Annotated in this window: 15 protein-coding genes and 2 pseudogenes; 8 read left to right on the forward strand and 9 right to left on the reverse strand. The window is 57.6% G+C overall.

Annotation, left to right across the window (positions count from 1 at the left end):
* The first annotated feature begins 48 nt into the window (after positions 1–48).
* Together ACQ651_RS12700 and ACQ651_RS12705 are read left to right on the forward strand one after the other, a co-directional pair.
* Positions 49–1,158 (forward strand): tyrosine-type recombinase/integrase, encoded by a 1,110-nt coding sequence (locus ACQ651_RS12700; RefSeq protein ID WP_430449468.1) that lies wholly within the window; start codon positions 49–51, stop codon positions 1,156–1,158.
* A 41-nt stretch (positions 1,159–1,199) separates the two neighbouring features.
* Positions 1,200–1,424 (forward strand): helix-turn-helix transcriptional regulator, encoded by a 225-nt coding sequence (locus ACQ651_RS12705; RefSeq protein ID WP_227287913.1) that lies wholly within the window; start codon positions 1,200–1,202, stop codon positions 1,422–1,424.
* An 85-nt stretch (positions 1,425–1,509) separates the two neighbouring features.
* On the opposite strand, the gene ACQ651_RS12710 is transcribed toward ACQ651_RS12705, so the two are convergent.
* Entirely contained in the window at positions 1,510–2,070 is a 561-nt protein-coding gene (locus tag ACQ651_RS12710) for a tyrosine-type recombinase/integrase (protein WP_227287912.1), read from the reverse strand.
* 304 nt (positions 2,071–2,374) lie between these two features.
* Here ACQ651_RS12710 and ACQ651_RS12715 point away from each other — a divergent pair, with 304 nt between their 5' ends.
* Positions 2,375–2,929, forward strand: a complete 555-nt coding sequence (locus tag ACQ651_RS12715) for an outer membrane protein (protein WP_430449469.1) — start codon at positions 2,375–2,377, stop codon at positions 2,927–2,929.
* A gap of 282 nt (positions 2,930–3,211) precedes the next feature.
* On the opposite strand, the gene ACQ651_RS12720 is transcribed toward ACQ651_RS12715, so the two are convergent.
* The 7 genes and pseudogenes from ACQ651_RS12720 to ACQ651_RS12750 form a co-directional block, all read right to left on the reverse strand.
* Complete coding sequence (locus tag ACQ651_RS12720; protein ID WP_430449470.1) at positions 3,212–4,207, reverse strand: ABC transporter ATP-binding protein; 996 nt, start codon at positions 4,205–4,207, stop codon at positions 3,212–3,214.
* Positions 4,204–5,178, reverse strand: a complete 975-nt coding sequence (locus ACQ651_RS12725) for an ABC transporter ATP-binding protein (protein ID WP_430449471.1) — start codon at positions 5,176–5,178, stop codon at positions 4,204–4,206. Before ACQ651_RS12725 ends, ACQ651_RS12720 begins: the two co-directional genes overlap by 4 nt.
* Positions 5,178–6,050 carry an ABC transporter permease gene (locus tag ACQ651_RS12730; protein ID WP_430449472.1) on the reverse strand — a complete coding sequence of 291 codons (873 nt, stop codon included), beginning with the start codon at positions 6,048–6,050 and terminating at the stop codon, positions 5,178–5,180. The genes ACQ651_RS12725 and ACQ651_RS12730 overlap by 1 nt, the downstream gene beginning before the upstream one ends.
* The gene (nikB, locus tag ACQ651_RS12735; RefSeq protein ID WP_430449473.1) at positions 6,040–6,975 is read right to left on the reverse strand and encodes a nickel ABC transporter permease; all 936 of its coding nucleotides are present in this window, start codon (positions 6,973–6,975) and stop codon (positions 6,040–6,042) included. The genes ACQ651_RS12730 and nikB overlap by 11 nt, the downstream gene beginning before the upstream one ends.
* A 57-nt stretch (positions 6,976–7,032) precedes the next feature.
* Positions 7,033–8,589 (reverse strand): ABC transporter substrate-binding protein, encoded by a 1,557-nt coding sequence (locus ACQ651_RS12740; RefSeq protein WP_430449474.1) that lies wholly within the window; start codon positions 8,587–8,589, stop codon positions 7,033–7,035.
* Between the two features lie 471 nt (positions 8,590–9,060).
* Positions 9,061–9,212: pseudogene (locus tag ACQ651_RS12745) on the reverse strand (IS3 family transposase); the annotation flags it as partial.
* Between the two features lie 444 nt (positions 9,213–9,656).
* Complete coding sequence (locus ACQ651_RS12750) at positions 9,657–10,628, reverse strand: IS481 family transposase (RefSeq protein WP_430448186.1); 972 nt, start codon at positions 10,626–10,628, stop codon at positions 9,657–9,659.
* 221 nt (positions 10,629–10,849) lie between these two features.
* Between ACQ651_RS12750 and ACQ651_RS12755 the strand changes: the two genes are divergently transcribed.
* From ACQ651_RS12755 to ACQ651_RS12775, 5 genes and pseudogenes are all read left to right on the forward strand, one after another.
* On the forward strand, positions 10,850–11,935 hold the full coding sequence (locus ACQ651_RS12755; RefSeq protein WP_430449475.1) for a hypothetical protein: 1,086 nt from the start codon (positions 10,850–10,852) through the stop codon (positions 11,933–11,935).
* Positions 11,922–13,982, forward strand: a complete 2,061-nt coding sequence (locus tag ACQ651_RS12760; protein WP_430449476.1) for a glycosyltransferase — start codon at positions 11,922–11,924, stop codon at positions 13,980–13,982. Before ACQ651_RS12755 ends, ACQ651_RS12760 begins: the two co-directional genes overlap by 14 nt.
* On the forward strand, positions 13,979–14,389 hold the full coding sequence (locus ACQ651_RS12765) for a hypothetical protein (protein WP_430449477.1): 411 nt from the start codon (positions 13,979–13,981) through the stop codon (positions 14,387–14,389). Before ACQ651_RS12760 ends, ACQ651_RS12765 begins: the two co-directional genes overlap by 4 nt.
* 271 nt (positions 14,390–14,660) lie before the next feature.
* Positions 14,661–15,736 (forward strand): annotated as a pseudogene (locus tag ACQ651_RS12770) (IS110 family transposase).
* A gap of 231 nt (positions 15,737–15,967) precedes the next feature.
* Positions 15,968–16,609: a CatB-related O-acetyltransferase gene (locus tag ACQ651_RS12775; protein WP_430449478.1), complete on the forward strand. Its 642-nt coding sequence runs from the start codon at positions 15,968–15,970 to the stop codon at positions 16,607–16,609.
* A gap of 366 nt (positions 16,610–16,975) precedes the next feature.
* Here ACQ651_RS12775 and ACQ651_RS12780 read toward each other — a convergent pair whose 3' ends face one another.
* Complete coding sequence (locus ACQ651_RS12780) at positions 16,976–17,587, reverse strand: hypothetical protein (protein ID WP_430449479.1); 612 nt, start codon at positions 17,585–17,587, stop codon at positions 16,976–16,978.
* Positions 17,588–17,630 lie beyond the last annotated feature (43 nt).

A 17,630-nucleotide genomic window follows, 5' to 3' on the forward strand; every position in this document is an offset into this window, starting at 1 on the left:
AGAAACTCGCCCTTATGCCCACGATTCATGTGACTAAAAGAGACTAAAATGCGCCTCAGGCTAACCGACATCGCCGTTCGCAAGCTCGCCCTGCCGTCATCGGGACAACAGACGTACTGGGACGCGACAACGCCCGGATTTGGCGTTCGGTGTTCTACCCGATCCAAGTCCTACGTTGTTATGTACGGCCCGAAACGGCGGCTGAAGACATTGGGCAGACACCCTGAACTTGGCCTGGCCGACGCGCGCAAACGGGCGAAACTTCAACTTGTGCAACATCAATCTCGTAGCGACGACATCGGCAATTTCGACTACCAAATGGTCCTTTCCGAGTACCTCGTAGACTGTGAACAGCGTCTGCGACCATCGACGATAGACGGATACACGCTGTATCTGAGCGCTATCCACTTCTCCGGCCCGGTCGATCAGGTCACACGCCAGGACATCATGCGCAAGATTCGCGAGTACACAAAGAGTCCTTCAAGCCAGAACTATGCCTTCACTACCCTAAAAGTCTTCTTCAACTGGCTCGTGCGGTACCAATACCTCCAGACGAACCCGTTAGATGGGCTGAACCGGCCCCACGCACCAACGAGCCGTGATCGCGTGCTTTCGCGTGATGAAACATCCCAACTACTCCAATACACCCTCGGCAACCGAGACCGCTTCAACGACATCGTTAGCTTGCTGCTAATGACTGGACAACGCCGGGGCGAAATTGCCGGATTGCAATGGAGTGAAATTGACCAAGGTCAGCTTTCATTCGATGCGCAGCGCACCAAGAACAAGCACCGGCATGACGTGCCGATCCCGGCATTAGCGGTTGACCTGCTCGAGTCGATAGAAGGTGGCAGCACCTACGTTTTTGGCACTCCGGAAGCTGACACACCGTTCAACGGGTGGGCCCGAGCCCAACGACGGCTGTTGCACGAGACTGGCTTGTCGCCTTTTACTCTCCATGACCTACGACGCACCTTCGCCACACTGCATGCCGATATCGGCACACCCATCCATGTGACCGAGCGACTGCTCAACCACCGCTCTGGCACCATCAGCGGAGTGGCTGCAATCTACAACCGTCACTCGTATCTTGGAGAAATGAAGGAGGCGACACAGCTCTATGGCGAACTTCTCGCCAAACTGCACGCAGCCCGCTAGACTTCGATTGCCTAGGTTTTTGTCAACCCTAGGGCATCGCGATGCTCTTCAATCATGGAGAGATCGTGATGCGGATGCTTTCAAAACGCCAGCTGAAGGAGTTGGTTTTGTACTCGCCACAACATATCGCACGCTTGGAGAAGGCAGGCTTATTCCCATTGCGGGTACAGCTGGGCCCGAACCGGGTGGGCTGGGTTGAGGATGAAGTGCTGGATTGGCTCCAGAAGCGCCTGGACTGTCGAGAAGTTCCCGAACGGCACTCCTGATCTCAGGAGCAGGGTGGTCAGGCGTGCACAGTCTGGCCACCCTATTATTGGCGCTCAGATCATCGCTGCCAAACAGCTACATTCCTCACCACATCCGCTCTGCAATCGCCAGCTCATCCGCGCCTAAGGCATTGGTGTAGATGGCAGTCGTGCTCATCGAGGCATGGCCGAGCCATTTTTGCAGCATATTCAGCGGCACGCCGCATTTGATCGCATGGATGCCATAGCCATGGCGGAGGCCTTTGGGACAGGCCTGTGCGCCGGTGATGTCAGCGGTGGCCATGACGGATTTGACCCACCGATAGGCGGTGACGCGGGGCACAGGTGCGCCCCTGATATGCCAGAGAGGACAGTCGGGGGTGTTGGTCAGCGCCCCAAGCACCGTGACGAGCTCATCGGGAATGGGCACTTCACGCATATGATGGATCGCACGCTTTTTGAGACTGCGAATGGAAATCAGCCTGGCGTCCAGTTGCAGCGATGCCGGGGTGAGCGCGCGCGCTTCGGACAAGCGGCAGCCGGTATGGAGAAGCGTCAACGCAAAGGCGCGCTGCTGCGGGCTTTCGGTCTGGGCGGCCGCAATAAACCGCGCGCGCTCCTCGGTGTTGATGTAGAGGCGTTGGGCGCGGTCATCATAGAGCCTCATCAATGAGGCCGATGGCGCGTCGCGATGTGGGGACAGCATGGGACTGGTTGATTACGCCGCAAGGTGTGAGGTGTGGCCGCAGTGAAACAGAATTGCGAATAGTGTTTCAGCGGCCCATTAAGCGTTCATCTACAACGGCTTAGCTGGTTGTGCGCAGACGCTAGCCGATGCGGTGCGCAACCACAAGCCCGTCAACACCTTGGACCTTCATGATAGTACACTATTCGCAATAGTGTTTCGGGTAACGGCAGGGAAAGCGTCTTGGAAACAACGGTCTACACCATACTATTGATGGAGAGACCACATGAAATCCCTACTTCCGGCGGCGCTTGCCGCGCTGCTCATGACGCCGGTCTACGCCCAAGACGCCACCGACTTTTCGGGTGCCTATGTGGGCTTGAGCGTAAATCGGACGGACAGCAGCTCCTTTGATTCAGCGTCCGACATTGATGCCAGCTCCAACGGTGCGGCCCTTACCGCAGGCTACCTGTTCGACATGGGCGGTGTTCTGCTCGGCGGTGAAATCAGCTACCGGCGCAACAGCTATTCCGGCACTGAGAGAACCACGGCCACTGCCATCAGCGGCACCGCGACCAGCACGGCTTTCGGACTGCGGCTGGGGTACCCTGTCGGACGCACGATGCCATACATGGCGGCACGCATCGGGCGCGGCACGGATGATTTCGGCACTGGTTCGCTGGATTTCGACACCAGAGAGTTCGCCATCGGGGCCGAATACGCGCTGACCGAAAATGTGTTCACGCATCTCAGCTTTGAGCGTGTCATCTTCGATTATCGCGACACCGACCTCAACCTGCGCAGCAATGCTGTCTCGTTGGGCATCAACTATCGATTCTGAGCGCTGTGATGCGACGCGGCCTCGCCCGCCAGGGCGGGGCAGTTGCCAGGCCCACCTACGCAGTGCAGCCAGTTGAACCGGGCTAGTCCTGCCGATGCCCGGCCCAAGAAAGACCACTCTTGATGCTGTCCTATCAATCTGGATCGGCAAAAGCAGGCCTTCAAAAGTATCGGCATCGGATTGAAACAGCGTCGCGATGAGATCGATGAGTATCGCGACCAGTCTATTTCGCTCAGCTGCAGAGCCTCCTTTGGGTCCGCACCCTAAACACCTGGTGCCGGGTCACATGTAGGCCGCCGACGTCACTGGATCAGGCATCAATTTTACCAGATCCTCCGCTCGCCGGCAGGCCGAGGTATGACCCGGCGACACTTCTTGCCAATTTGGCACTTCGGAGCGGCAAAGATCAATCGCTACAGGACATCGGGTGTGGAACCGGCATCCTGAGGGCGGGTTAGCGGGGCTCGGAATATCGTCGTTCAGAATGATCCGCTGCCTCTGCCGCTCAATGGATGGATCGGGCACAGGGATCGCACTGAGCAGGGCGCGCGTATAGGCATGGCGCGGGTTGGCGAATAGTTCTGCCTTTGGTGCCACTTCCACAACCTTGCCCAGGTACATTACCGCCACCCGGTGCGAAATATGCTTCAGTGAGCCAAGGTCATGCGCAATGAATAAGTAAGTCAGCCCGAGCCGAACCTGCAGATCCTCAAGCAAGGCCACGATCTGCGCCTGAATTGACACGTCGAGGGCAGACACCGCTTCGTCGCAAACGATGATATCCGGCTCACACGCGAGCGCACGGGCAATACCGACGCGCTGCCGTTGCCCCCCTGAAAACTCATGCGGATAGCGGTGAGCGGCTGATTGGGGCAAGCCCACCAGGTCTAGCAGTTCGTGCATCCGGGCTTTGATTGCCGCGCGCCCTTGTCTCAGTCCATTCAGGCCAATCGGCTCCGCGATCGTGGCGCCGATGGTCATCCGGGGGTTCAGACTGGCCGATGGGTCCTGAAAAATCATCTGCACGCGTCGATCCCTTGTCAGGGGTTTGCCGTCGATCAGAATTGTGCCACTTGTTGGTTCGGTCAATCCGACCACGGCGCGGCCCAGGGTCGACTTGCCACAACCGCTTTCGCCCACCAGCCCAAGGGTTTGGCCGCGTGGGATCTCCAATGTCACCCCATCCACGGCCTTGATGACGCCGCTCGAACCCGACAGAAAGCCGGTTTTTACCGGGAAATGCACAGCGAGATCGCGAAGTTGTATCAATGGGTTCATGGTGTCTTCCCCACGAGAATGCAGGCCGCGCGATGGCCTGGTCCGCAAGATACAAGCGGTGGCTGCTCATGATGACAACGCGCCGCAACCAGATCGCAGCGAGGCGCGAAGCTGCACCCTTTGGACGGCCGCATGACATCGGGCGGACTGCCCTGGATCGGACGAAGCGGCCCCTCATCCGCAACATCCAGACGAGGAACTGAACGTAAAAGCGCGCGGGTGTAGGGCATGCCCGTTCGCAAAAAAACTGCCTCAGCCGGTCCCGTTTCGACAATGCGACCCGCATACATCACCTGCACACGGTCTGCAGTCCGCGCCACCACACCAAGATCATGGGTCACCAGCATGATCGCCATATTCATCTCGGATTGAACCTCGGCCAGCAACTCCAGGATCTGCGCCTGAACGGTTACATCAAGCGCGGTCGTAGGCTCATCTGCGATCAACAGTTTTGGCTTGCAGGCGATGGCCATGGCAATCCCGACCCGCTGGCGCATCCCACCCGAGAACTGGTGCGGATAGTCGCGTAGTCGCGCCTTGGGCTGCGGTATCCCTACTTGATCGAGCAGATCAGCCGCATGCGACTGCGCCGTTGCACGCGTCATACCGAGGTGTACTTCGCCGATTTCTGACAGTTGCCGCCCGACTGTCAGCACGGGATTGAGAGAGGTCATGGGATCCTGGAAGACTATCCCAATTTCTTTGCCGCGCACCCTGCGGAACTGCTCTTCCGAAAGCGCCATTAAATCACGCCCATCGAACCTAAGAGCATCAGCTTGCACCGTCGCAGTCCGTTTGGGCAGCAGTCCAAGGATCGCCAGCGCTGTGACTGACTTGCCAGAACCGCTCTCACCAACAACGGCCAAGGTCTCGCCTTCCGTCAAGGTCAGGTCGATCCCGTTGATTGCCTTTGCCTCGCCTCGGTCGGTGGAGAAAGTGACATGCAGATCTTTGACGTCAACCAGTGGCATCAGCCCATCCGCATCTTTGGATCAAGGGCCGAGCGCAAGCCGTCGCCGACCAGATTGCAGGCGATCACGACACTCAGGATCGCGATGCCGGGAAAGGTGCTGATCCACCAAGCGCGTTGCAGCATCTGCCGACCCTCGGCCGACATCAGGCCCCATTCCGGCGTGGGCGGTTGTGCACCAAGCCCGAGGAAAGATAGCCCAGCCCCGATCAGGATTGCCGAGCCGATCTGCAGGGTCGCCAACACCACGATCGGAGCGTTTGCGTTGATCAGAATATGTCGCGCCATAGTCCGTAGGTGGCTGTTGCCTACCAGACGCGCCGCCTCAACATAGGGTTGCGACTTGATCGACAGCACCGTGCCACGCACCAGGCGCGCATAATCCGGCAGCGTCGCAACGCCAACGGCAATCATCATGTTCTGGATCGACGCTCCCAGAGCGGCGATCACCACCAACGCCAACAAGATCGACGGGAACGCCAGCAAGGCATCGACGAACCGAGAGATGATCGTATCCACCCAGCCCCCGAAGTAGCCGGCCAGCAGGCCAAGGATCACCCCGGGGATGCCACCCAGCAAGACGGCGATAAGCCCGATGGAGATCGAAATACGGGATCCGTAGATCACCCGACTCAGCACGTCGCGGCCTAGCATATCTGTGCCAAGCCAATGCTCGGCGGAGGGGGGGAGACGGGCCCGGCCCACCAGACCTGCGGGGTCGTAAGGTGCGAGGACGGGCGCCAGGATTGTCACCAGGATCCAGCATACCAGTACGATTAGGCCGATCACCGCACCGGGGTGACCCAGATACCGCGCTACCGCCAATCTCCAAGATTGCCCGCGCACGCCAATATCCAGAGGCTCAGTTGCCATATCTGATCCTGGGATCAAGCCAAGCGTATGCAATATCCACCGCGAGGTTCACAAGCAGGTAGACTACCGCCAAAAACAGGATCGCCCCCTGCACCAGTGGGTAATCCTTAGCCAAGATCGAATCGACGATCAGTCGTCCCAACCCCGGACGGCTGAACACCGTCTCAGTAACCACCGTGCCGGCCAAAAGCGCGCCGAATTGTAGGCCCATCATTGTCAGCACCGGGATCATCGCGTTCTTCAAACTATGGCGCAGAACAATCAAGCGCGGGGGCAGGCCCTTAGCGCGGGCGGTACGCATATAGTCCTCAGTCCCCACCTCAAGCATCGAAGACCGGATAAGCCGCGCCAGCACCCCGGCCGACAACAGGCCAAGGGTGAAGGCTGGCAGGATCAGTGCTTCGAATGACCCGCCACCAGCCGAGGGCAACCATCGAAACGTGAACGAGAACACCAGCACCAACAGCAATCCCAGCCAATAGACCGGCATCGACGAGCCAATGTAGGACATCGTCATGCATAGTGTATCAATCCAACCGCCTTGGCGCGCAGCGGCAATCATCCCCAACGGCATCCCTATCGCGATGGCAAGGAACAAACCCGCCACGGCCAGCTCCAACGTGCTGCCGAACCTATCAAGAATAAGCTCGATCACCGGGACCTGAAACCGGATTGAGCTTCCAAGATCGCCCTGCACCGCGCCTAACACGAAGTTCAGATACTGCGTGGCCAATGGCTGGTTCAGCCCCATCTGCTCACGCAGATCATTCAGCCGTTCAGGCGTGATCGCCCCACCCTCGGCACCAGAAAGCATCAATAGCGCGGGATCGCCTGGCAGCAGACGCATGACCGCGAACACGATCAGCGAAACCAGGATCAACACGGGGACGAGTTGCAAGAGGCGGCCCAACACATACCGGCCCATCAAGTTTCCTTTTCGAGGATTGGATGGCGGCCACCTAGTTGAGCGGCCGCCGACAAATCATTCTTCGATTGATGTGTTGTGCAGGAAGAACCAATTGCCTTCGGCACCCATCTGGAATCCCTGAACCGAGGCCTGCAGACCGACGATGATCGGCTGGCTCAGAGTCGGCATCATGAGCGCATTCTCCATAATGATTTGCTGCGCCTCACGGGCCAGATCACAGCGTTCGTCATCGTCGAACACCGCCCGAAGCTCCTCAAGGATGCCATCAAGCTCTGCGTCAGCGTACCCCGTCCATGCCCAACCACCGGGTTCGTCATAGGCAGAATTCCAGACTTGATCGAGGATCAGCGGGCTTGGCGACCTTTGCCGCTCATACATCAGCTCAAAGTCGCGGCGCTGCACCATATCGAGTTGCACGGGACCGGGAACGACCTCGATTTGCAGGTCGATACCAAGCGGCCGCAACTGAGCCTGAAACACCTCGCCGATTTCCTGATGGTGGAGGGTGGAGTAGCGGATCACGAGAGGTGTGCCGTCTTCGACACCTTCGACGTCCTGTGCAACACGCATGCCGTCGTCGCCGACAACCCAACCTGCCTCATCCAGCAACGCCGCCGACCGGTCCGGATCGAAGGGGTACATATCGGTCGCCCCTTCCCAATAGCACGGGTGGATATTGTTCAAAGGACCATCCGAGGCCTGGTAAAGCCCGTCATACAAGATGTCGTTGGCCGCAGCAGAGTTTTTGCCAAAGAGCAACGCCTGACGGACCCGGATATCGTTGAGCGGTGGGTTCCGGATGTTCATCACCATCTGAAGACCGGTGCCCGCTTGTCCTTTGCTGAGCAGGATGTAATCGGGATTGTCTACATATTGGTCCGAGAACAAGGGCGGCAGCGTATAGACCATATTGACTTCGCCGGTGGCAAGGACCTGCCCCATCACGGCACTCTCGCCGATGAAGCGGATCGTCACGGAGTCAAGGCCGACGGGTCCCGGCGCGTCCGAGATCGCGGTGACGCCGGCATAATCGTCCCACCGCTCCATCGTGATATTGTCGTTCTGCACCCAATCTACGAATCTGAACGGACCGGTCCCGATCAGGGTCGCGGCCATATCGCCGGGCTCCGCCGAGGCCAGGGCTGCGGGTGACCACAGCGGCGCGCGACGCAGCGCATCAAGCAGCGTGACCCAAGGTGTGTCGTAGATGATGGTTAGGCTGGTTTCGCCATCCGTTTCGATCGATGCGATCGGACCGATGTCGCTGGCTAGTTGGGCCGACGCGGTTTCCGGTGCCAAGACACGCTCCAGATTGGCCCGGACCGCGTCGGCATTGAACGGACTACCATCGTGGAAGGTCACGCCCTCGCGCAGGGTGAAGGTCCATGTCGTGCCATCGTCGCTCACCGACCAATCCGTCGCGAGCCCTGGAATGTAAGTACCGTCGGGAGACAAAATCACCAATGGGTCCGTAATCAGCGAGTTGATCAGCCAAGTGGACTGATACGGATCGATATGGCCGTCGAGCGATGCGGGCTCGTTGTTGGCGGGCATCGCGATAATAAGATCGCCCGCGGCGACAGACGCACCGACCGACGCGATCAAAGCCAAGGATGCTACGCCACTGCGTAGGGCCGCTATTCTCATTCTGGTCATTCTGGTTCCCCTCTAATTCAACCGGACATTGTGGATAGGGCCGCCCAGCTGGGCCGCTGCTTGTTCTGAAAATACTCCTTTGTCCCTTCACAAAATTGTACTCATGCAGGTTGTCGACCGTCAACTTTAATACACAGGATGGAGTTCTTCGGGACCAAGCCTTGGAGCGCGTCTAATTTTTATGCAGCAAAATCATGGGCCTTCACGGCATTCGACCACATTTTTCAAGTTGACCGCTCCATGGAACTTGCAGCGTTTGGTGGGCGCTTGGTCGATAATCAGCGTCTTGCCCCCGCCGATTCTGTGGATTGATCACCGGGCTGAGCGCACAAACCCGGAGAGCTTCGTCGCGAAGCTCAGACAGACCGACGTATAGTCGTCGCAAGGCCAGACTGTGGCCGAGGCGGTTCGCCCAATCAGCGTAACGCGGTTCGGTATGCAGAGCATTTCGATGTATTCGAACATGTCTCGCCTTGCGTCGTCGCGGGTTGGATAGGTCCGGCGAGGAATGCTTCTCTTTTCAGCAGTTGAAACAAGCCCTCGGCAACGGCGTTGTCGTGGCAGTTCCCGCGTCGGCTTCTTCGCCTCAGAGTTAGAGGGCAAAGCGTCTACAAACCTGGAGCATCTCACACTTCAGCGGGGAGGATTAAGCATCGCCATAGAAATGACAAATTGGCCTGCCAAGAACTGAGTATACTGACCGGTGCCTCAACCTGAGCCGGAAGACACCCAAAACGGAGAGAGAGGCAGACTCCATGAAAAACACCAAGAAGATTTGCGTCCTTGCTTCTGCGATAATTGTCGCGTCGCAGTTATCGATTGCCACGGCTGAGGCCGCTGCCACGCCCGCGGACGCACAAGCAATTGTCGGACTCCTCAACGATGGCAGCTACGTTGCCTTACGCGACTACATTGCTGATAATCCTCAACTCCTGGACGGAAACGGTGCCCTTGCAAGGGCACTTCGGGACTTCTATGCCCAGGTGACAACTCTTGATTCCTTCGGGGTGGTCCGCCTTGAGCTAAGTGTCACATCCCGGCAGGTAATATGGTTGTTTCTTGAACAGTTCCGGCTTGAGTTTGTGCCAGTCCTTCATCGCCTGTAAGGGCGTCTTGCTGCCCAAGGCTGACTGCGGCAGTTGCTGGTTGTAGAGCCAGACGTAGCGGTGCAGCGTCGTCTCCAGTTCTTCACCTGATTTGAAATGGTGGCTTTGAAGCACGTCTTCGATGCGGCCATTGAAGCGCTCGACCATGCCGTTTGTCTGAGGCGACCTCGGCGGAGTAAGGCGATGTTCGATGTCGAGGGCGGCGCACAGCGTGTCGAACTCGTGAGCGCCGGTCGCGACGCGCCTGCGCAAGCCGAAGAGGCGATCGGTGAACTCCTTGCCATTATCGGTCAAGACCGTGCGGATGCGCAGCGGACAAGCGCGCTCCAGGTCACGCAGGAAGCGCCGGGCGTTGGCCGCAGTCTTGGCCCTGAATACGCGGATGAAGACCCAACGCGTCGCTCGGTCGATTGCCACGAAAAGATAGCGGCGTGAAGTTTCGTCAGCCATCTGAGGCAGGTATTTCACGTCTACGTGGATGTAGCCGGGCTCATAGGCTTTGAAGGCGCTGTGCTTCGGCTTCTGTCCCTTCGCCTTGAGATCGCGCAGGTTTCCAACGCCATGCCGACGCAGGCAGCGGTCCAGCCCAGAGCGCGAGGCATTCGGATTGAGAAACTCGCGCACCACCGCCAGCAGGTCGTCCAGCGACACCAGCAGCGTCGTGCGCAGCGCCACGGCGACGGCCTCCTGGGCCGGGGTCAGCGTCGTTTGCAGGCGGTGCGGCGTATGGCTGCGGTCGTGAACGCTGTCGCGGTGTTTCCATTTATACACCGTCTGTTCAGTCGTGCCGAAGCGTGACGCCAGGGCCGATGCAGGCTCATCGCTCGCCTGGATTGCAGCCCTTATCTTGGGCGTCGTCGTCGCCTGCTTGTGAAGATGGATCAGCATGGTTGCACTCCGTCCCGAACGTCACTCAGAACCGATCTTGCCATGAAAAACGCAGATCGCCGAGGATCTATGTGATCATCCGGGATGGAACAGCTAAGCACGATCGACAATCTCTTCGAGCAGGCCAGCATCTACTGACGAGTCTGTTGGAGGCGTCAGTGAACACTCAGCACATGGGTGCCTGCGGGAGTGTTGCGTTCAACAGGCATGAAGGGCAGAAGATGAGCCATCGGCTTCATTCTCGAAGGCCTAGGCTTTCGATCTTGGTCGATCCGCGTTTTTCAGGTGGCACATCGGCAGCCGTCGCGCGGGAGCTCTACGCTCTGGCAAATCACGTGGATCTGCGGGTGTTCGCACTCGAAACACGGATGTTCAAAGGGCGCTTTGTAAACCCAAGACTGCAAACGGCGATGGACGATCTTGGACTCGAACTGGTTTGGAATCCCAAGACCGTTCGGGACGAGTTTGTCGTTATCCACAATCCTTCATGCCTTAAATTCAATCATGAACTCGACCTGAAGATCATCTGCGATACAGCCTATGTAGTGACCCACGAGAACTTCACTCGTCCTCTAGGAGGAGAGGGTTTTGACGTGCAACTCTGCCTTGGCCTTCTGGAAAGGTCCTTGCTCTGCCGCCGACGCTTCCTCGCACCTGTCTCGGGCTACAACTGCCGCAATGTTCTCAATTGGGTGCGTGACAACATGGATCTCAGAACCCGTTGGCATCTGACGGAGTTTTTTTGGTTCAACATCTGCGACTTTCCGATGCTCGCCCCAACGGCTAACCCTCGGGACCGTCGCGGGCGCTTATCGCGCGCAGGGTTCGAGAAGTTCCCAGATCTTGAGACCATGCAACGGCACTTCCCCAAACATGCGGAAAAATGCTCTATACTTGGTGGTGATAGCTTCCTTCTCGACCCCTCCCAGATCCCGGATCATTGGGAAGTCCTTCCCTTCGGGGCGACATCCGTGGAAGAGTTCTTTGAGGGTTTTGATTTCTTTGTTTACTATACACACCCGCTGCTTCAGGAAAGTTTCGGCCGGGTCATCGCCGAGGCCATATCCGCGGGCAAGGTCGTTATCACGGATAACAAGACAGCAGAGACGTTCGGGGATGCAGTCATTGCCTCACATGGTCACGACCTGGACGAAATCATAGCTGGTTTCGTTGCCGACCCCGAACGATACCAGCGTTTTGTATCGGCAGCTCAATTAACGATCGCTCGCTTTGCCGCTGAACCCTTTGTCGAACAGGCCCTGACAGAGTTTCGGGCAGCCCAGGAGCGTGCGCATGATCTTTTTTGAGACTATAGGCACTGGACCCGAAAGCATCGACTCGCTTGCGGTTCTCGTTCATCAGATGCGATTGGCGGGTTACGATGCAGCCATAGCGGCCGATAGTATTCCACCCGGTGCTTCCCTCTATCAGCAGTACGACCTGGCCCATCTGATCACCGAAGCCTCACCCGGGGAGGGCGACCGGCTGGTTCTGATCGATGCTCACCAACTCAACGATGCAGCGCTCGTAGACTTGCGCCGAAGGCATGGCGACAAAACGCAGTCTTGTCTTGCGGTGGGTCGGTTTGAGACAACTCAGTCCGAGATCGGGGCAAGGGCGAAGCTTTCATATGTCCTTGGATATGACCCGGAGATTGATTCCACGGCCCAGAAGCGTAGTAATGGCGCGTCGCTGGACCTGCCCGTTATTGGCGTTTGCGGTAATCGCCCAAATCGCGCGGCCCGTAAGGTCCCCGCCGTTCTGCTCTTCGACCCCAATATCGAAGATCCAAATCTGAAGCATGTCGCAACCTCGCGCCAATTCGATGTCATCATCCTGACAAGCGGCAAGAAAAAGCAGGAATGGATCGCCAGAAACGGAAACTCCGTGCCGATCTATCATTATGGCGAACTCCTGCCCGCCCACATCTCCGCCATGGCGGATGTCTTTGTGACCTTTCACGGAATTTCTTCGAACTATCGAGTACGAAGCCTTATTGCGAATGTCATTGCTGAGGGAGCGGCCCTTGTGGACTGCTCGGAAAAGCTCGAGCATGCTTCGGAAAGCAAATGCTTCATTCAGGGGCCAAGCGACGCGGTAGGCCTTCAGAGCCATTTGAAGGGCGATATTGTTCCAAATCTTGAGGCAATTCGCGCAACCGTACGCCACGAAACACAGGGTGTGGTCGCGGAGTATGCACGGGTCTCCGCTCATCTCGCTGACCATGCCCACGCTACGGCTGCGCAGGTCGCACCATCAGCACCGGGTTCCAGACCCCAGCGCGTTGTTATCGTGCCGACCAACGGGGTCGGTCTCGGACATGCACAACGCACCTCCCTCATAGCTTCGAAACTTGACCGCGACCGAGCCACTCCGGTTTTCGCAGCGTTCCCCTCATGTATCAGGCTAATCAATACGTTCGGCTTCGATGCCATGCCTCTGGTCGGTCGAAGTGGCCATCACGAGCAAGCGCACGCCAACGACTTGGTGAATTATCTGCGATTGCACGCTCTGTCCCGGGAAGCCTCTACGTTGGTTTTCGACGGTGGCTATGTATTTGATTCCATCTACCGAACGGTCCTCGATCATGGCCTGAACGCTGTATGGGTTCGTCGCGGGATGTGGCAGAAACGGCAGAATAACTCTCTGCCGCTCGATCGCGAGAAGATTTTCGGCCGTGTTATCGTTCCCATGGAGGCCTTCGAGGAGCTCAACCATGTCTATTCCTCCGGGAATCACATTCGCGAAGTCGGCCCGATCGTCGAGCCCCTCGATTTCGACGAGCCGAGGCGGGAGAGCGTTCGTGCCAAGCTATCGGAAAAATTTGAGAAGCCATTCGACAAGCTTGTTGTCACGATGCTCGGCGGTGGGGTGGCTGCAAAGCGCAGTGTACAGATCCAAGCGATCTGCGGCATGATGGAGGCGCGCGCTGACGTTCTCCACCTCGTTGTTGTCTGGCCGACCTCGACAGTTGAGCCAACGACTTTTGCCTGGGAGAACACCCGGGTGGTCAAGACGCACCATGCAAGCGTGATCGCAGCGGCGAGCGACCTGTACATCTCTGCCGTAGGATACAACTCCTTTCACGAAGCACTCTACAATGCGGTACCCACAGTTTTTATACCGCAAACTGGCGCATTCATGGACGACCAAGCCGCACGCGCTCAGGCTGCGGCCGAGCGCGGTCTTGCTGCCATGGTAATGCCGCAAGATGTTATGACGCTCCGCAAGGAAATCGAAACCTTTCTCGACGACGGCCGATCCGGAGAGATCAGGGAGCGGCTTATAGATCTCAGTTTGCCACAGCCTGGCAATCGCGCCGCAGCTTCGGCAATCGAGGAGATGGTTGAATGAACGCTGAGTTCTGGGAAGACGTAATATTGCGCATCAGCAAGAGGGATGCGGTCAATATCGATGATGTTGCCGGTCCCACAGACCCGCGCAGAAATCCCGTCGGCAAGGGAGTATTCCCCGATGGCATACATACGGCCTTGGCGGAGCTGCCGTTCAAGACTGAGGAGATGGGCGCCATCGGCTTCCGGATCACCGAACCGCGGGACGACATACCGCAGGCAGCATTCCATCTAGCTATGCTGGCCATGGAGCACGAAGTGGATGTAATCGTCCTTGCTCATCTTGATTACTGCGGGCTTGAAAGGTTTGGATTTCGCTGCGAGCGGATCACGGGTGACACGCCCAAGGCGCGCTCTGATTGCGAGCAGCAAATTCGGAGGTTTTGGAACATTGACCTCGTTCTCTGATCGGAACCCCGCCATGCCGAGAACGAGGATTGCTGCAAGGTGCAAAGCGACTTCTTTGTTGAGTGAGTCCAGGCGCATCTGGAAGAGATTCAGGAAAGAGCGAACGTGAGGATTTCCCAGAAACTTGCCGCGTTCCGCGAAGGCCGGTTGACCGCGTCGCATATCTCCAAGGCCGATCTCGTCAAGTTGAAGATCGGTAAGTAATGGGATGTACCGGCTGCTTCACCCAGCAGGTTAGGCTTGGCCTATTTCTGCAACATGGAGAAGTAGCATGGCGACGCACGATTTTGATAAGCTGATGTCGGTGGGCATCGATATTGGCAAAAATGTCTTTCACTTGGTTGGCTTTGATCACGATGGTCAGCTTGTACTGCGCAAGAAGATCAAAAGGCTGGCGCTGATGCCGACATTTGAACAATTGCCGCGCTGCATTGTCGGTATGGAGGCTTGCCTGAGTGCGCATTTTGTCAGCCGGACGCTACGCGAAATGGGGTTCGAGCCCCGGATCATCCCCGCGATTTATGTGAAGCCTTTCAACAAGGGTCAAAAGAACGACTACAACGATGCCGAGGCGATTGCAGAGGCCGCATTGCGTCCCAATCTCAAGACGGTTTCTGAGAAGACGCAGGACCAGCTCGACCTGCAAGCGCTGCATCGCGTCCGGTCTCGCCTTGTGTCGCGGCGGACGGCCGCGATGAACCAGATTCGGGCCTTTCTGATCGAACAGGGTATCACCGTCCGGCGCAGTGTGTCTGCCTTACGCAACTCGCTTGAAGCCATCCTCGACAATCGCAGCGGCGAGATGTCACTGCGCATGCGGAGACTAATCCTAGGTCTGCAGCAGGACTGGATCTGGCTGGACAAACGGATCGAGATGACCACGGCTGAAATCAAGGAGGTCAGTGAAACTGAGCCGGGGTGCCAGCGGCTTATGACCATCCCAGGTATTGGCCCGTTGATCTCAACGGCGATGGTTGCTGCCGTTGGCGAGGGCGAGGCCTATGACCGTGGCCGCGACTTTGCAGCCTGGCTCGGACTGGTTCCGCGACAGAGCAGCACGGGCGGGCGCACGATACTGGGGAGCATCACAAAACGTGGCAGTCGTTATCTGCGCATGCTCTTTGTGCAAGCCGCACAAGTCATCATGATGAGGCCGAAGAACTGGCACAAGTTCAGCTTTGGCCCGTGGCTGGAAGCGGCGTCAATGCGGATGCAGCACAACAAACTTGGTGTGGCGCTGGCCAACAAGCTCGCCCGGATCGCTTGGAGCGTTCTCAGCTCCGGCAAAGACTTTGATTGGAAAGGACAAGAGATAGCGGCTGCGGTCTGATCAGGCCAATACCGTAAACGACGTTCGTAAACCTCAACTGCATGGAACGGAATAAAGACGCACCCAAAGTCTGAGAGCCCAAATGGTCATCAATGATCTGGTAAGTAATGAGACAGCGGCGCGTGCGCACTCCCAACAGGGCCACGGCAAACAACGAAGCCGATACAAAGGCCGGATACATATCAGCGACTTCCAGAAGACATGCGATTGATCACTTGCGAACAGCAGCCGGTACATACATTGGGCTCGTGGATCTGGCCTATGTCGAACCGTCAGTATCGATACAGTCAGGTTTGATCTGCAGCCGAGGTGAATGCTTCTTCGGAAGCTACAGCTACATGAACAATGGTGGATACGTACGTGACAGGGTATTTATCGGCCGATACGTGAGCATTGGCAGGCGCGTAACGCTGGGGGCCGGCACGCACGCGATGCAGGGCCTGTCCACCTCGCCGGCGCTTAGCAACACAAGTGAAACCATACCATACACTCCGGACCAAAGGGAGCGCCTGAACCTGAAACCGCGCGGCGAACACGGCTTTACTGTTGTGTTAAACGATGTCTGGATCGGCGATGGAGTCGTTGTGAGCAGTGGCGTGACGATTGGAACCGGCGCCATTGTAGGGGCAAACGCCGTTGTAACACGAGATGTTCCGCCTTATGCAGTGGTGGCTGGTGTCCCGGCCAAGATCCTCCGTTACCGATTTCCGGATGATGTGATACACGCCCTTCTAACCTCGGAATGGTGGGAGTGTCCGAAGAATTTCCTAGACACCCTTCCATTAGGTAATGTGCTTGCGATAATCGAACATATGGGCGGCGAGAAACAACGCTCTCCAAAGCAAGCAATTGGCACATATCTTCTCGCCTCTGCTCCTGCAATCCGCTAAGGCCATAGCCGCGGGTGATTTCGCTCACTTCCTCAAAGGCACGATTCCTTGGATGGACAGGCCTACAGCGCTGATCAAATAAAGCTTACCGACTGCAGTGCATTATCCCAACAGCGTCGTAGGGGTGTTGTCACAAACTTTTATGCTATGGTCTATCAGGTAGCTCAATCTGTCGACGAGGTCGGGCAAATGGTATCGTTCAAAGGCGCGCAGTTTCCGAGGGATGATATCGGCGCTCTTCAGCGGGCCGCTCGATGGCTTGCAAGGTGGACGAGATAGCGGTTTGCGAAAGCTCTCGGAACCTTAGAAAACTGGCAATCCTCGTCGACTCGTTGTTTCGGCTAACTGGATTGCACCAACCGAGGGTCACTCTACCCTGGCCAACCACTCCGCACTGAACGCCGCTGCCGCCGGACCGGTGCAGTCTTCACCGCCGGCGGGCGCCGCGAGATACTCGTGGTAGGTGATCTGGCGAATCCCGCCGATCACCTCGGTTCTGACCAGAACCGTGTTCAGCACCAGTCCGAACTGCGGCACGACCGCTGCCGTTGCCATTGCCATGTCCACGGCGAAAGCGTCGGCGTCCGGCTGAAAGGCGTAGATCGCACAGACCTGCTGCGGTACGAGGTACTCCGTCCCGCCGCCCAAGACCTCATGAATGAAGCCAAGCGCTTTCAGGAATGCCGGACCGCCCATATCAGTTTCGGTGATGAAGTCCTGGCTGCGAAACACGTCGGCGTGCGCCGCATAGACGCTATTGGCCAGCGCCAGGATCGGTGCCATCTCGCCGCTGCTGTTGGCAGATTCGAAGGCGTTGACGATCCGCAGGATACCGTCGACTGACTGGAGTGCAGCGGCTTGCGCCGGTTCGGAGCCGAAGATCCGGGTGCCATTGAGCTGGAATTCCTCGGCTTCGGTTGGGGAGGTCATGCGGCATAGCGCAGACAGCGCCACGACAGCGGTCGATATTCGTGTCATAGGTCGGTCCTTTCGAGTTTTGATTTGACCTGACATCGCACGC

Origin of the sequence: Rhodophyticola sp., from assembly GCF_965284195.1 — a bacterium.
Lineage (GTDB): Bacteria > Pseudomonadota > Alphaproteobacteria > Rhodobacterales > Rhodobacteraceae > Rhodophyticola.

Excerpts from the sequence above, each read along its gene's own strand:
- ACQ651_RS12700 (WP_430449468.1), top strand. The coding sequence starts at position 49 with ATGCGCCTCAGGCTAACCGACATCGCCGTTCGCAAGCTCGCCCTGCCG.
- ACQ651_RS12705 (WP_227287913.1), top strand. The coding sequence starts at position 1,200 with ATGCTCTTCAATCATGGAGAGATCGTGATGCGGATGCTTTCAAAACGC.
- ACQ651_RS12710 (WP_227287912.1), bottom strand. The coding sequence starts at position 2,070 with ATGAGGCTCTATGATGACCGCGCCCAACGCCTCTACATCAACACCGAG.
- ACQ651_RS12715 (WP_430449469.1), top strand. The coding sequence starts at position 2,375 with ATGAAATCCCTACTTCCGGCGGCGCTTGCCGCGCTGCTCATGACGCCG.
- ACQ651_RS12720 (WP_430449470.1), bottom strand. The coding sequence starts at position 4,207 with ATGAACCCATTGATACAACTTCGCGATCTCGCTGTGCATTTCCCGGTA.
- ACQ651_RS12725 (WP_430449471.1), bottom strand. The coding sequence starts at position 5,178 with ATGCCACTGGTTGACGTCAAAGATCTGCATGTCACTTTCTCCACCGAC.
- ACQ651_RS12730 (WP_430449472.1), bottom strand. The coding sequence starts at position 6,050 with ATGGCAACTGAGCCTCTGGATATTGGCGTGCGCGGGCAATCTTGGAGA.
- nikB (WP_430449473.1), bottom strand. The coding sequence starts at position 6,975 with ATGGGCCGGTATGTGTTGGGCCGCCTCTTGCAACTCGTCCCCGTGTTG.
- ACQ651_RS12750 (WP_430448186.1), bottom strand. The coding sequence starts at position 10,628 with ATGCTGATCCATCTTCACAAGCAGGCGACGACGACGCCCAAGATAAGG.
- ACQ651_RS12755 (WP_430449475.1), top strand. The coding sequence starts at position 10,850 with ATGAGCCATCGGCTTCATTCTCGAAGGCCTAGGCTTTCGATCTTGGTC.
- ACQ651_RS12760 (WP_430449476.1), top strand. The coding sequence starts at position 11,922 with ATGATCTTTTTTGAGACTATAGGCACTGGACCCGAAAGCATCGACTCG.
- ACQ651_RS12765 (WP_430449477.1), top strand. The coding sequence starts at position 13,979 with ATGAACGCTGAGTTCTGGGAAGACGTAATATTGCGCATCAGCAAGAGG.
- ACQ651_RS12780 (WP_430449479.1), bottom strand. The coding sequence starts at position 17,587 with ATGACACGAATATCGACCGCTGTCGTGGCGCTGTCTGCGCTATGCCGC.